The organism is Pseudoalteromonas sp. US3C1004 (assembly GCF_048401065.1).
Lineage (GTDB): Bacteria > Pseudomonadota > Gammaproteobacteria > Enterobacterales > Alteromonadaceae > Pseudoalteromonas > Pseudoalteromonas undina.
This window is the reverse complement of the sequence record NZ_CP183074.1, coordinates 595,658-609,815: the sequence shown is the minus strand read 5'-3', so window position 1 is coordinate 609,815 and position 14,158 is coordinate 595,658. Positions and strand designations below refer to the sequence as shown.

The 14,158-nt window shown below is 40.1% G+C and carries 13 protein-coding genes; 12 read left to right on the top strand and 1 reads right to left on the bottom strand.

The annotated features are described in order from the left end of the window. Window positions 1–53: 53 nt before the first annotated feature. Window positions 54–1,325 (bottom strand): metal-dependent hydrolase family protein, encoded by a 1,272-nt coding sequence (locus ACNSN3_RS18065; RefSeq protein WP_418609840.1) that lies wholly within the window; start codon window positions 1,323–1,325, stop codon window positions 54–56. Window positions 1,326–1,478: 153 nt separating this feature from the next. On the opposite strand from ACNSN3_RS18065, the gene ACNSN3_RS18060 reads away from it, so the two are divergent. The 12 genes from ACNSN3_RS18060 to ACNSN3_RS18005 all read left to right on the top strand — a co-directional run bounded on the left by ACNSN3_RS18060 (window position 1,479) and on the right by ACNSN3_RS18005 (window position 14,153). Next, entirely contained in the window at window positions 1,479–3,296 is a 1,818-nt protein-coding gene (locus ACNSN3_RS18060; RefSeq protein WP_418609301.1) for a DUF885 domain-containing protein, read from the top strand. A 96-nt stretch (window positions 3,297–3,392) separates the two neighbouring features. Beyond that, on the top strand, window positions 3,393–3,908 hold the full coding sequence (locus tag ACNSN3_RS18055; protein WP_076920211.1) for a YcgN family cysteine cluster protein: 516 nt from the start codon (window positions 3,393–3,395) through the stop codon (window positions 3,906–3,908). Then, the gene (locus tag ACNSN3_RS18050) at window positions 3,905–4,420 is read left to right on the top strand and encodes an RNA methyltransferase (protein WP_131692027.1); all 516 of its coding nucleotides are present in this window, start codon (window positions 3,905–3,907) and stop codon (window positions 4,418–4,420) included. The genes ACNSN3_RS18055 and ACNSN3_RS18050 overlap by 4 nt, the downstream gene beginning before the upstream one ends. Window positions 4,421–4,769: 349 nt before the next feature. After that, a complete protein-coding gene (locus tag ACNSN3_RS18045) occupies window positions 4,770–6,419 on the top strand; it encodes a M1 family metallopeptidase (RefSeq protein ID WP_418609299.1) in 1,650 nt (549 codons plus the stop codon). Window positions 6,420–6,610: 191 nt separating this feature from the next. Further along, a complete protein-coding gene (locus ACNSN3_RS18040; RefSeq protein WP_054201584.1) occupies window positions 6,611–8,500 on the top strand; it encodes a methyl-accepting chemotaxis protein in 1,890 nt (629 codons plus the stop codon). Beyond that, window positions 8,497–9,603: a GGDEF domain-containing protein gene (locus ACNSN3_RS18035; RefSeq protein WP_055012060.1), complete on the top strand. Its 1,107-nt coding sequence runs from the start codon at window positions 8,497–8,499 to the stop codon at window positions 9,601–9,603. Before ACNSN3_RS18040 ends, ACNSN3_RS18035 begins: the two co-directional genes overlap by 4 nt. Beyond that, window positions 9,590–10,201 (top strand): DsbA family protein, encoded by a 612-nt coding sequence (locus tag ACNSN3_RS18030; RefSeq protein WP_418609297.1) that lies wholly within the window; start codon window positions 9,590–9,592, stop codon window positions 10,199–10,201. The genes ACNSN3_RS18035 and ACNSN3_RS18030 overlap by 14 nt, the downstream gene beginning before the upstream one ends. Window positions 10,202–10,415: 214 nt before the next feature. Beyond that, a complete protein-coding gene (locus ACNSN3_RS18025; RefSeq protein ID WP_418609295.1) occupies window positions 10,416–11,168 on the top strand; it encodes a DUF3450 domain-containing protein in 753 nt (250 codons plus the stop codon). A 10-nt stretch (window positions 11,169–11,178) separates the two neighbouring features. Then, a complete protein-coding gene (locus ACNSN3_RS18020) occupies window positions 11,179–12,546 on the top strand; it encodes a MotA/TolQ/ExbB proton channel family protein (RefSeq protein ID WP_010388834.1) in 1,368 nt (455 codons plus the stop codon). Between the two features lie 3 nt (window positions 12,547–12,549). Further along, window positions 12,550–13,077 carry a MotA/TolQ/ExbB proton channel family protein gene (locus ACNSN3_RS18015; RefSeq protein WP_008111501.1) on the top strand — a complete coding sequence of 176 codons (528 nt, stop codon included), beginning with the start codon at window positions 12,550–12,552 and terminating at the stop codon, window positions 13,075–13,077. 53 nt (window positions 13,078–13,130) lie between these two features. Then, entirely contained in the window at window positions 13,131–13,541 is a 411-nt protein-coding gene (locus ACNSN3_RS18010; protein ID WP_008111500.1) for an ExbD/TolR family protein, read from the top strand. A gap of 6 nt (window positions 13,542–13,547) precedes the next feature. Then, complete coding sequence (locus ACNSN3_RS18005) at window positions 13,548–14,153, top strand: energy transducer TonB (RefSeq protein WP_008111498.1); 606 nt, start codon at window positions 13,548–13,550, stop codon at window positions 14,151–14,153. The last annotated feature ends 5 nt before the right edge of the window (window positions 14,154–14,158 follow it).

Below are 14,158 nucleotides of genomic sequence, written 5' to 3'. Positions count from 1 at the left end.
CAAAAAAACTGTTAAGGTTGAGCGCAGCCCAACCTTATAGAGACGTTTTGGGTTTACTGTTTGTAAACCACACCCGCTTTCATAACGAATGGGATCTGCTCTAGTGTAGAAATGTTTTTTAATGGGTTAGTGTCTACCGCTATAATATCAGCTGCAAAACCAGTTTTAATTTGCCCTAGTTGTTTATCAGCTTTTAATAATTTAGCACTATTAATGGTTGCGGCTTGGATGGCTTGTAATTCACTCATACCAAATTCAACCATTCGCGAGAACTGCTTAGCGTTATCGCCATGCGGGTAAATAGCTGCGTCGGTTCCAAACACCATGTTTACACCCGCTTCAACCGCGCGTTTAAAACTATCGCGTTGTTTTTTTGATACCAGACGTTCTTTATTTAGGTTTTCTTCATCAACGCCATTTTGCTCACCAAAGCTCAGCGTATATTCGGTATTATAAATATCCATAGACAGCCAAGTTCCATGCTCTTTTGCAAGCGCAATTGCTTCATCGTCTAAAAAGCTAGCGTGCTCAACACTATCTACACCGGCTTTTATTGCCGTTTTAATACCGTTAGTTCCATGTGCGTGAGCGGCAACAGGTAATTCACGCATGTGCGCTTCATCAACAATGGCTTTCATTTCTTCAAAGGCGTACTGCTGTATGCCGACTTTTGTTCCTTTAGAGAATACACCGCCTGTGGCGCATAGTTTGATTGCATTAGCGCCATATTTTATATTTTCACGCACTTTAATACGCACAGCCCACGGGCCATCAGCAACGCCGGTGGCAGTATATTTCATCTCTGGAGGTAAGCGATTATTATCGCAGTGCCCACCTGTAATGCTCAAAGAAGGCCCTGCAGCCCAAATGCGTGGGCCGATAATATCACCTGCATTCACACCGTCTCGCACCGCAATAACACTGTAGCCCTCAGCACCTAAGTTCCTTACTGTAGTAAATCCAGCTTCTAAGGTTTGCTTAGCAAAATAGCTGGCTTTAATGGCCATTCGCGGAACAGATTGCCCTAAACGTTCACTTCGAGACACAGTTGGATCGCTGGTTAAATGTACGTGCATGTCCATTAACCCAGGTAACAGGGTAAGCGTTGGTAGGTTTATCAGTTCATCATTACTGCTAAGCTTGGGCTTTTTATTAAATTGGATTTGGCTAATAACACCGTTATCTATCGCAATCAAAGGATTAGCCTTAAGTTCGCCTGTTTCAACATCTAGTAAAGCTTTGGCCGATATATAGGTTGTGGCTAGTGTACTTGCACTGGTTAAGCTCATTAATGCGATTGATAGAGTCAATAAATGTTTTTTCATGTTTAAGTCATTATAATTATTTTCATTCACTTGAATGTAGCAACCATGAGTTACTGAGTAAATAATGTAGCGACGAACAGCACTCACCTCAATTGCTTTATTTAAGCTATTTAAAACCGCATAATTGGCGGGTAAAAACTAACAAGGGAATTTATGAAAGTTATTAAAATAGCACTGGTTGCCAGTAGCGTTATGTTTGCCTTAAGTGGTTGTATGAGCCCCAGCTCACAATTAAACACAAATCAGTCAGTCGCACCTGTCATAAGCGAATTATCAGCTGAGCAGCAATTAGATGTGCTCGTTGCTCAGTACTACGATGAATCATTAGCTTTTAATCCATTAAGCGCTACCTATAATGGCCGCCATGAATTTGATGATCAATTTTTGCCTGAGATATCGCAGCTTAATCGCGATAAAAAAGCCGCATTTTATAAAAAATATCAACAACGCTTAACGCTCATTGATCAATCCCAACTCACCGGTCAGGCGCTGCTCAACTTTGAAGTGTTATCGCGCGATTTAGCTCTTAAACTTGAGGGTATGCAATATAAAGATTATTTGTTACCGATAAATCAAATGTCGGGTGCGCATAATACCTTCGCCGGATTTGGTTCAGGGCAAAGTGCTCAGCCTTTTAATACTGTTGCCGACTACGAAAAATTCATCAAGCGTGCAGATGGTTTCGTTAAATGGCTTGCAAGTGTAGAGCAATCGATGGCGCAAGGTGTTAAACAAGGTGTGGTATTGCCTATGCCATTAGCAAAAAAATTACTCCCGCAATTTAAAGCGCATGTTGTTACTAACGCTGAAGATTCTCTTTTTTACTCGCCTATTAAAGCCATACCCGATTCATTTTCAGCTGATGAAAAGCAACAGCTAAAAGCGCAGTATAAAACACTGATTTTAGATAAATTAGTACCTGCATATCAGCGTATGAGCGACTTTTTAGCCAACAATTACATACCTCATGCTCGCGATTCTGTTGGTTATGCTGATTTACCTAACGGTAAAGCGTGGTACGAATACCAAATAAAGAAAAACACCACGTTAAGCTTATCTGCTGATGAAATTCATGAGATTGGCTTAAGTGAAGTGGCTCGAATTTTAAGTGAAATGAAAACTGTTAAAAACACTGTTGGATTTGAAGGCGATTTATCGGCCTTTTTTAATCACTTACGCGACTCAGATGAGTTTTATTACAAAACGGCTGATGAGTTAATTGCCGCCTATGAACAAATTAAAGCAAAAATAGACGCTCGCTTACCAAAGCTATTTAATATTGAGCCTAAGGCACCTTATGTTGTAAAAGCTGTTGAAGCCTATCGAGCCCAATCGGCTGCGGGAGCGTCGTATGCGGGGCCCGCTCCTGATGGCTCGCGCCCAGGCATATTTTATATCAATACTTATAACTTAAAAGCACAACCTAAGTTTTTACTCGAAACGCTGTCTATTCATGAAGCCGCTCCAGGTCATCACTTTCAAATTGCACTGCAACAAGAAGTGGAAAGCTTGCCCGATTTTCGTAAATTTGGCGGCTACACGGTGTTTGCTGAGGGCTGGGCATTATACGCAGAAAGCTTAGGCAAAGAGCTTGGCTTATTTACCGATCCGTATATGTGGTATGGGCGTCTTAACGATGAGCAGCTAAGAGCTATGCGTTTAGTGCTTGATACAGGCTTTCATGCTAAAGGTTGGACACGTCAACAAGGTATTGACTACATGTTAGCAAATTCCTCAATGGCAAAAAGTGATGTTATTGCTGAAGTGGAGCGTTATATTGCATGGCCAGGGCAAGCATTATCGTACAAATTGGGCGAGTTTAAAATTAAACAGCTCAGAGATTTCGCCCACCAGCAATTAGGTGAGCAATTTGATATTAAAGCGTTTCATACGCAAATATTAATAGATGGCGCATTACCTATGCCTATTCTTGAGCAAAAAATTAAACGTTGGGTTAAGTCTCAGCAGTAATAAAATCGCGCGAAGCCATACTGTTATTAGGGATTGGCTTTGCGCGCTTTGCTGCAATACGTTAGAATGCGCGCTCTTAAAAGGGGCGAGAACACCATGTTTGATCAACAATTAGCAAATACCCAATTTTGGCTTAGTAAAAGTCTCAATGAAATGAACCAACAAGAATGGGAAGCCATTTGTGATGGATGTGGAAAGTGTTGTTTAAACACCTTTATTGACAGTGAAGACGAAGATGACTTTACTGCCACCGACCAGTTAAGAGAAGGCGAACAACTTATATTCACTAATATTGTTTGCCAATACCTTGATAACAATACCTGTGGCTGTAGTGAATACGAAAACCGCCAAACCTTAGTCCCTTCGTGCGTTAAGCTTACTAAAGAAAACCTAAAAGACATCTTTTTTATGCCACAAAGCTGCAGCTATCGCCGACTTCATGAAGGGCGTGGTTTAGCAACGTGGCATCCGTTACTTAATAACGGCGATAAAACTAAAATGCACGAGCTAAACATTTCTGTTAAAGACAAAACAGTAAAAGATTGTGATGTAAAATTAGAAGATTTTGACTTGTATATTGCCGAGTGGCCAACTAAGGATTGCAACGAGTGAGTAAGCTACAAGCAAGTATTGGTTTAATAAACCCTAAAAGCCCAACCAATGTGGGTGGTGTATTACGCGCAGCAGGTTGTTATGACGCCAAGCAGGTGTTTTTTACCGGCAACCGTTATTTAAATGCACAAAAATTTCATACTGATACTAAAAATGTGGTGCAACGTATTCCATTAACCGCCACCGACAATTTAGCTTCAATTAAGCCTCAAGGCGCTAAAGTAGTGGTAATAGAGTTAATAGAAGGTGCTACACCCTTGCCTGAGTTTACCCACCCTGAGAACGCATTTTATGTATTTGGTCCAGAAGACGGCTCTGTGCCCAAAGATGTTTTAAAATGGTGCGACGAAGTGGTGTATATCCCTACTATTGGCTGTATGAATTTAGCGGCAACCTGTAATGTTGTTCTTTATGACCGACTCGCGAAATTGGGCGGAATTCAAAGCAGCGATGAAACCATTATTTCCTCACGCGATACTAATAATAAAATGAAATGGCAAAAACAACCTTAATCTATAAACAATTTAAGCGTGAACAGGACGAGGAAGCTTTGCTCGGTTTTTAATTCTTCTTATATAGATGTATGCCAGTAGAATAACCTAGGTGCATTTATCTAGCCCACTAGGTTAAAACTTCGCGCCGCGATTAAATTGCCCCCTAGTTTGAAAAAGCATTAATCAGCAATGGTCAACAGACCCTAGTTAAATGTAAAAAAAAGTAACTGATTAACTTGAAAAATAAGCAGTTCGTCTTTTTTTAGCTCTATAAATGTAAAAGTATGTAATTATAATGAAAAAATTATAACTACGAGGTTTACATTTTATGCACCGAGTATGCTACTTGTTTCGCTGCTGTTTGCTAATGTTACTAAGCATTATGTTAACAGGCTGCTATTCAAAGCCTGCAGCTTTAGATCCGCAAGTGGCAAGCACCGGTGAGACGTTATCTACAATAGCCCAAACCACAGATGTTATTTTTTACGATTTACAGTTAACAGTCCTTCCCAGCAACAAACAGATTTCCGGCACAGGTAAAACCATGTTTCGAGTGCTGAAACAAACGCAGCAAGTCGAACTCAAGCTCGATAGCCGGTTCTCTATAGAACACGTCACTGTTGCTAAGCAAGCAGCTAATTTTAGCCATCAGCATGGCGTTATTATTATTGATTTGTATGAAACTAAATACCCAGGTGAAGTTGTTGAAGTTGCCATTAGCTATTCGGGGCATCCCCATGAAGCTATTAACCCTCCGTGGAGTGGTGGCTTTGTATTTAGTCATACGGCACAAGGTGAGCCTTGGATAGCGACGGCAGTACAAGGCGAGGGCTGTGATTTATTTTGGCCTTGTAAAGATCACTTTAGCGATAAAGCCGACAGTATGCGTATTCGCGTCACAGTGCCAACGGGTTTAAGTGTTGCTAGTAATGGTGTGCTTAAAAAAATAATGCCATTAAAAAATAACACAACTGAATTTGATTGGTTTTTATCTGAGCCTGCCAGTGATTACAATATTGCATTAAATATTGGCCCCTTCGAACGTATTCAACAACACTATAAAAGTATTAATGGTACGCAGGTACCTGTTGAGTTTTGGGCTCTACCTGAAAACAGTCACAAAGCCCTTAAGCTACTCAAAGATGATGTGTATCAACAGCTCGCATTTTTTGAATCTGTATTAGGGCCTTACCCTTGGGGAATGCAAAAATTAGGCTTTGTAGAAACACCGCATCTGGGTATGGAACATCAAACAATTAACGCTTATGGTAAAGGGTATACCCGCGATCCAAGTGGTTATGACTGGCTTATTCAGCACGAATTGGCTCATGAGTGGTTTGGTAATTTAATGACTCATGAAAAGCTCAATGATGCATGGTTACACGAAGGTTTTGGTTTTTATATGCAGCCAGCTTATAGCTTATTTAAATTTGGTGAGGCTGCTTATAACCACGCCATGTACACCGCGTATTTAGGATTAAAGAACTGCCAGCCGATTGTAAAACAAGGGAAAGTTACTTCTAAAGAAGCGTTTAATGCAGATATTTATGGTAAAGGTGGATGGACGCTGCATACCTTGCGCTGGCTAATTGGAGACGAGTTATTTTGGCAAGCTGCCCGAGAGTTAGTATATGGTCAAACGCAAACAGCTAATTTGAGTTACCCAATCGAGTCGCGTTATCGCAGTAGCCAAGAGTTTATTGATATTATTAATCGGGTCACGGGCGATGATTATACGTGGTTATTTGATGTGTATCTAAAGCAAGCCGCGTTACCAAGTTTAACCATGGAGCGTACCAATACAGTCGCTTATTTAAGCTGGAGTAACAGCGAAAAAGATGGCACAGCGTTTAAAATGCCGGTTCCTATTTCTATAAAAGGGAAGTTGACAACTCACACTCCAGTGGATGGACTGATCACTATCAATGCCAAAAAAAGCGACATTATCGTTATCGATCCACAGATGAAGGTTCTGCGACAGTTACCTATAATTAGTCAATGCCAGCAACAAAGCTAAGCTTATATAGATTAAATTACAACTTGTTATAAGTTTAAGATTTAACCAAATACCGTTCTTTTTGGATTTTAAATCTCATTATTTATTATTATTTTTAATTATTAACCTCGCCTGAACAATATTTGCTAAGACTTTCAGTTAAAAATTTGTTAAAAAGGCAGTGGTAATAATGATTAATTCTTAAGGTACTTATGTTTAGCTCGCTAAAATTCACCTCCAAAATCACCATCGCTGCGTCATTAGTGTTAGTTTTAGTGTTAGGTGTTTTCACTATAAATAACTATTTTTCAATGCGTCATCAAACTCAAGAGCAGTTGTCGCTGGTGCTAGAGCAAAACTCAGAATCGGTTTCTAAAAACATTGCAAGTTGGCTCAATAATAAATTGGCAATTGTGATCTCTATCGCAAAAACATATCAAGATAACGATACGAAGTCTTTAACGCTTTCGCAATTAAATACCGCTGAGCTTGCCGGGGATTTTAAAAATACCTACATAGGTAAATCATCGGGGACATTTATTTTAAATGATCAAAGTGTTGTGCTCCCCAGCGATTTTGATGCTACAAGTCGCCCTTGGTATAAATTAGTAGAAAATAAAACAACAACGGCTTTTACAACCCCTTATATTGATGTGACCACCAACGAACTGACAATTTCAGCCGTTGCGCCTATTAATAGTAATGGTCAATTTAAAGGGGTAGCGGGAGCAGATATTGATATGCAAACCATCGCTGAAATTATTGGCGATATTGATTTCTTGGGACTCGGTTATGGCTTCTTACTTGATAATAAAGGGCAAATATTAAGTCACCCTGATAGTAAATTAAATTCAAAAAAAGTCGCAGATTTGATTGGTAAAAATGCACCGTTAGCAAGAGAGTTTACAGAGTATCAAGTAGCGGGTGAAACCTCGCTGGTATCCTTTACTAAGATTCGTGGTATTGAAAATGTTGATTGGTATCTGGGTGTAGTAGTTAATAAAGATAAAGCGTATTCAAGTGTTTCTTCGTTTGGTCAAAAGGCAATTGTCTTTTTAATTATTGGTATTTTAGTGATTGTTGCATCACTGGAGTTTTTACTGCGTTATTTAATGCGACCTATGTATCGTCTTAATGATGCTATTAGAGATATAGCACAAGGTGAAGGCGATTTAACTTGTCGACTCAGTGTTGAGAACGATGACGAGTTTGGTCAGTTAAGTAATTCATTTAATATTTTTATAGAAAAAATTCAAAATTCAATTGTTCAAGTTAAGTCTTCAACACAGTTGCTAGAAACCGCGGTTGCTAAACTGGTTACCCAAACAGATTCAACATTAACTATGTACGACGACCAAAGTGAACGTACCAACAGTGTGGCATCTGCAATTAACCAGTTTTCAGCCACTGCAACAGAAATTTCAACTAGTGCAAGTAATGCCTCAACACTTGCTAAAGATGCTGATCAATATTGCGCTAAAAATCAGCAAACACTAACGAATAACGTATCGAGCATTCATCAACTTTCGCAAAATATAGAGCAAGCACAAGAAACAATTAATAGTTTAGATTCACATACTGCTAATATCGGTAATGTACTTGCGGTAATCAAAGGCGTGAGTGAACAAACTAACTTGCTTGCTTTAAATGCGGCAATAGAAGCGGCACGTGCAGGTGAAGCGGGAAGAGGGTTTGCCGTTGTTGCTGATGAAGTCAGGCAATTAGCACAACGTACTCAGCAATCAACGCAAGAAATTGAAAATACGGTAATTGAACTACAAAAAGGCTCAAGCTCTGCCGTTGAGCTGATGAAAACCAGTTTAGAAGAAAGTGAAAAAAGTGTTCAGCAAGCTGATGCAGTTGGCGATGTAATGAAACAAATAATTAGTGCGATAAAGCAAATAACCGACGCTAATCATAGTGTGGCTAATGCTACTGATGAGCAAAATCAAGTTGTTAAATCATTACATTCAGATATCCATGTTATTAGCGACCTATCGATTCAAGGTCAATCTAACCTTAACCTCACTTTAGAAGAGTGCACTAAGCTCAAACATCAATTCAGTGACTTAGAGCGCATGGTTAAAAAATTCAAAGTATGAGCAGTAAAACAAAAATAAATAAACCAAACTGGCTCAGTTTAATCAATATTGATAGTGTTTATAGCTTTGATAGACAACGCCAAGCGTTTTCGTTATTTACCATGATAACGATTGCCTTGGTGTTAATTACCTATTTAGTGATTATAAACCATCGCATTTATGAGCCCATATTAACTGCCTCTTTAGTGTCAGTTAATTTAACAATTGTAGGATGCATTGTTTATTTTATAAAAACTAAACAGCTTAATGCTATCGCGTTAATTACCTTGATGATTGTATTTGTGATGTGCTTAGCTTTAGTATCCACCGGGGGTAAAGAAAACACCGCGTTATATTGGCTAATGTTTTATCCTGTAGCTGTATTTGCCATACTGGGTGTTAAACTTGGCGCATGGTTAAGTAGTGCCATGTTATTGAGCTGTATTGTTATGTTGTATGGCCCCGATATGGGGCAGGTTATGTATGGTGAGGTAGAAAAGACCCGTTTTGTCGCTGCATTTTCATTAGTGCTGGTGTTTTCTTTTATCGGTGAGTATTTTCGTCACAGAAGCCATCTTGCCATTGCAGATATCACCTTAGAACAAAAACAACACGCCTATACAGATCAGCTTACAGGCGCACCCAACCGCCGTTTTATTACTTCACATTTTTTAAAGCTTGCTGCTTCACGGCCAGCGCATTATTTGCCGCTGTCTATTTTGCTCATTGATTTAGATAACTTTAAACAATTAAATGATACCTACGGCCATGATTTTGGCGATACCGTATTAATAGAGTTTACTAAATTATTAGAGTCGCAATTTTCTGCAACCGCCCTTAAAGCCCGTTATGGTGGCGAAGAGTTTGTGGTTATTTTACCGCAGATGACCACCATAGAAGCCAGTATTTTGGCTAATCGTTTTAGAGAATGCGTGCAACATCATGTAATATTAACTGATAAACAACAACGAGTATCGTTAACTTGTAGCATTGGCATTGCACAAGCTAATCATATTGATGACTACGACAGTGCATTAAAACAAGCCGATGAGTATTTATATCAGGCAAAATCACAAGGGCGCAATAAAGTCATATTTGCGCATGGCGAGTATGTCAGTCAATAAGCTTATTTATGTGCATGATCCTATGTGTAGCTGGTGCTGGGGATATAAGCCTACGTGGCAAAAACTTGAATCTGCTCTAGCAAATATTCTGCCTATAGAATATAGAATGGGAGGTTTAGCTGCTGATAGCGACCAGCCAATGAGTGCCGATATGCAGTTGCAACTACAAGGCATATGGCAAAACATTAGCAACCAATTAGGCACTGAGTTTAATTTTAATTTTTGGCGAGAATGCCAACCGCGCCGTTCTACTTATCCCTCCTGCAGAGCGGCTTTAATTGCTCGTAGCTTTAACAAAGAGCCACAGATGATTGACGCCATTCAACAAGCGTATTATTTACAGGCGCAAAATCCATCGGATGAAGACGTGCTTATTAAACTATGCGAAAAAATTGGTTTAGATCCCTGTTTATTTACTCAGCAGTTACACTCTAAGGAACTTAAGCGTCGCTTTGATGATGAGCTTAACTTTGTTCGCAGTTTACCTATTCAAGGTTTTCCGTCGTTAGTATTAATAAAAAACAATGGCGCATACCCCATTGCTATTAACTACACAGATTGGCGGCAAACGCTAAGTGAAATACAAGCTTACTTATAAAATTTACACTTCAAACATTACCCCTGCACTTTAAATTCGGCCAATAAGGCTAATTTATTACCGCTGTCATAAAAGCGACTTTTTTACGCAACACGCTTGTCATTTTTAATCTATACACTTTCGCTCATTGAAACTACCTCGCTTTAAATTGTTTTTTAATAAACAGGCTAAAGCGACTAGCAAATCCGATAATTAACGAACAAAGGTGTATACGATGAAAGGCGTTAAACCATTAATTTTAGCTGGTATTGTAGCCGCAAGTGCAGCAGTCCACGCCAATGATTTAAACACGGTAATTGATAAAAGCAGCGAAATTAATAATTTAGCTGCGCAATCACAAACGAAAATAGACAAGATTGCAGATTCAATGCAAGGGCGTTTACAGCAATTCAAAACCCTAAATAAAGAAATAGATGGTTTAGCCGTTTATAACGCACAGCTTACAAAACAGTTAAATAATCAAATAGAAGAGATGGAATCGCTTAATTTATCGATGGATCAAGTATCGATTATTGAGCGCCAAATAACCCCTTTAATGCTTCGTATGATCACTGGGCTTGAACAGTTTGTTGCCTTAGACGTGCCGTTTTTAAAGCAAGAGCGAAAGCAGCGTCTTGAATCATTAAGTGCAATGATGGAACGCGCTGATATTACATCAAGTGAAAAATTTCGTCGTGTCTTAGAGGCTTATCAAGTTGAGGTTGACTACGGACGCACTATTGAAGCGTATACCGCATTGCTTGATGTGGACAATAAAGAACGTGAAGTCGACTTTCTGCGCATTGGTCGTTTAGAGCTAATTTATCTTACCCGCGATGGTAAACAAGCAGGTAGTTGGGATCAAAAAACACAGTCGTTTGTTGCACTGCCTGATTCAACCATTAGTCAAATTAATAAAGGGCTTCGCATTGCTCGCAAACAACTAGCCCCCGATATGTTAACACTGCCAATTCATGCTGCAGAATAAGAGGTTTACCATGAAATTATTAACGAAAATGACAAAAATGGCCGTGTTTGCAGCCAGCTTAGGTTTTTCAGGTGCGATGTGTGCCGCTGAACCAATGAACTTAGATGCCTTATTAAAAACGTTAGAGCAGGGTAAATCAGCGCAATCAGAACAAAATAAACAACGCGAACAAGAATTTGCAGCACGTCAAAATGAACAAGTGCAAATGCTTAAAAACACCCAAGCTAAACGAAATCAGATGCTTAGCGAGTCAGAGCGTTTAGAAACGCAGTTTGAAGAAAACGAAATTAAATTGGCTAATCTGACCGATACTTTATCAAAGCGTATGGGTTCATTAAAAGAGCTATTTGGTGTGCTACAACAAGTTGCTGGAGATTCTAGCAACAAGTTTGCAACCTCGGTGGTATCGGCTCAGTTACCTGGGCGTAGTACTTTTATGGACGAATTGGCGCAAAAAATGGGTTCTACCTCAAAGCTTGCGTCTATTGAAGATATCGAAAAGGTTTGGTTTGAGCTACAACGCGAAATGACCGAACAAGGAAAAGTAAGCCGCTTCAATACTGATGTAATTGTTGACGGTGGCAATAAAGTACAAAAAGAAGTGGTACGTGTGGGTGCATTTAACCTTATTAGTGACGGTCAGTACCTAGAGTATACGCCTTCTACCAATACCATTAGCCAGCTTACTCGCCAACCAAGTAGCCGCTTTACTGCGACTGCGGCTGATTTGCAGCAAGCAAACACCGGTGTGGTGCCGTTTGCGCTTGACCCAACGGGTGGTTCAATTTTAGGTTTGTTAGTACAAGCCCCTGATACCAGCGAGCAAGTTCATCAAGGTGGTGCAGTTGGTTACGTTATTTTAGGCGTTGGCTTATTAGCGTTATTAATTGCGTTAGAGCGTTTTGTATCGCTCCTGCTGATGGGTGGAAAAATCCGTCGTCAATTAAAAGACGATACAGCCCGTGATGATAACCCGCTAGGGCGCGTCATGAAAGTGAAAGACCAATATCCTAATGTGGCGTACGACACGCTTGAACTTAAGTTAAGCGAAGCCATTTTACGCGAAATGCCAAAAATCACCCGTAATTTAACGCTTATTAAAATTATCTCTGTGGTAGCGCCATTGCTGGGCTTACTCGGTACGGTAACTGGGATGATCAATACCTTCCAAGCAATTACTTTATTCGGCACTGGCGACCCTAAACTAATGGCAGGCGGTATTTCGCAAGCCCTGGTTACTACGGTATTAGGCCTTGTTGTTGCTATCCCTACGGTGTTTTTATACACCTTATTGAATACTCGCTCAAAAAGCTTACTGCTTATTTTACAAGAACAAAGTGCAGGTATTATTGCCGAGCGAAGCGAGAAAGGAGCTTAAACCATGGTGCTATTGATTGATTCAATCAATGCTATCCGTGATTTTCTCGACACGGGTGGCCAAGTTCTCTTGGTCATTGCCGTGTTAATTTTCGCGATGTGGTTATTGATACTCGAGCGATTTATGTACTTTTTTAATGGCTATCGACACTACAAAAAAGACGTTAAAAATACGTGGAAAACTCGTAGTGAACGCAACAGCTGGAATGCAGAGCAAATACGCCAGGCCATGGTGTCACGCGCCAGTATGCGATTAAACGCAAACTTACCACTGATTAATGTGATGGTGGCGCTGTGTCCACTATTAGGTTTACTCGGCACAGTTACAGGGATGATAGAAGTCTTCGATGTAATGGCTATTACAGGAACAGGCAGCGCACGCTCTATGGCATCGGGTGTGTCAAAAGCAACCATACCCACTATGGCAGGTATGGTCGGTGCGTTATCTGGGGTGTTTGCCTCAACCTATTTACAGCGTAAAGCAAAGCGTGAAGTTGAATTGTTGCAAGACACTATGGTGTTGGACCACTAAATAATTATTGAAAAGCGGTGAACATAATCACCGCTTATTCTAGGAGAAGTAAAATGAGAGCCCCATTAGGTAATTTATTCCAAGAAGATGAAGCAGAAGAAATAAACATGACTCCTATGCTGGATGTTGTATTTATTATGCTTATTTTCTTTATTGTTACAGCCTCGTTTGTAAAAGAAGCCGGTATTGATGTAAACCGCCCTGAAGCGGCAACGGCTGTTAAAAAAGAGCGCGCTAACATATTAGTGGCTATTTCAGATCAAGGCGAAATTTGGATCAATAAACGTCAAATTGATGTACGTGCTGTACAAGCTAACATTGAACGCTTAAAAGCTGAAAATCCACAAGGTAGTGTGGTTATTCAGGCCGATAAAAAAGCCACTACAGAAACCTTGATAAAAGTTATGGATGCCTCGCGTGCAGCGGGTGTATTTGATGTTTCAATAGCGGCTCAAGAAGGGTAACGAGTGATGCGTTATGTACTTGCGTTAATTATAGCGGGTGTGGTGACCTTTATGCTGTTTTTAGGTATGCAGGCATTGATCACCGGCGGAGAAGGCGCCATGACGGAGCCTGCAAAAGGGAATGTATTAGATTTTGTCCGTTTGAAAAAAGAAGAAACGGTACAAAAAAAGGAGCGTAAACCACAAAAGCCACCAACACCTAAAGAGCCACCACCGCCAATGGAATCGCCACAAATGCAAAGTAGCGACAACAACGCTGCTAGCAACAACTTTGATTTTGCTGCCAATGTCGATGCTGATGTAAATCTAGCGGGTGGATTAGCGTTAGAAACCAGTGACGGTGAGTATTTACCCATAGTAAAAGTGGCACCGGTATACCCAAGGCGTGCTTTGTCGCGTGGTATTGAAGGGTATGTCATTGTTGAGTTTACAGTGACCAAGCAAGGCACAGTGAAAGAGCCACAAGTTATTAAAGCCGAGCCAGAGTCACTGTTTGATAGAGCAGCGATGGATGCGGCCCTTAAGTTTAAATATAAACCGCGCGTTGTTAATGGCGAAGCTGTTGAAGTAGCCGGTGTGCAAAATAAAATTTCTTTCCAAATTAATGGTTAATTCTA

Bases quoted from the DNA above. Each gene is read 5' to 3' on its own strand.
- ACNSN3_RS18030 (WP_418609297.1), top strand. From the start codon at position 9,590: ATGTCAGTCAATAAGCTTATTTATGTGCATGATCCTATGTGTAGCTGG.
- ACNSN3_RS18015 (WP_008111501.1), top strand. From the start codon at position 12,550: ATGGTGCTATTGATTGATTCAATCAATGCTATCCGTGATTTTCTCGAC.
- ACNSN3_RS18010 (WP_008111500.1), top strand. From the start codon at position 13,131: ATGAGAGCCCCATTAGGTAATTTATTCCAAGAAGATGAAGCAGAAGAA.
- ACNSN3_RS18020 (WP_010388834.1), top strand. From the start codon at position 11,179: ATGAAATTATTAACGAAAATGACAAAAATGGCCGTGTTTGCAGCCAGC.
- ACNSN3_RS18035 (WP_055012060.1), top strand. From the start codon at position 8,497: ATGAGCAGTAAAACAAAAATAAATAAACCAAACTGGCTCAGTTTAATC.
- ACNSN3_RS18045 (WP_418609299.1), top strand. From the start codon at position 4,770: ATGTTACTAAGCATTATGTTAACAGGCTGCTATTCAAAGCCTGCAGCT.
- ACNSN3_RS18025 (WP_418609295.1), top strand. From the start codon at position 10,416: ATGAAAGGCGTTAAACCATTAATTTTAGCTGGTATTGTAGCCGCAAGT.
- ACNSN3_RS18005 (WP_008111498.1), top strand. From the start codon at position 13,548: ATGCGTTATGTACTTGCGTTAATTATAGCGGGTGTGGTGACCTTTATG.
- ACNSN3_RS18065 (WP_418609840.1), bottom strand. From the start codon at position 1,325: ATGAAAAAACATTTATTGACTCTATCAATCGCATTAATGAGCTTAACC.
- ACNSN3_RS18060 (WP_418609301.1), top strand. From the start codon at position 1,479: ATGAAAGTTATTAAAATAGCACTGGTTGCCAGTAGCGTTATGTTTGCC.
- ACNSN3_RS18055 (WP_076920211.1), top strand. From the start codon at position 3,393: ATGTTTGATCAACAATTAGCAAATACCCAATTTTGGCTTAGTAAAAGT.
- ACNSN3_RS18040 (WP_054201584.1), top strand. From the start codon at position 6,611: ATGTTTAGCTCGCTAAAATTCACCTCCAAAATCACCATCGCTGCGTCA.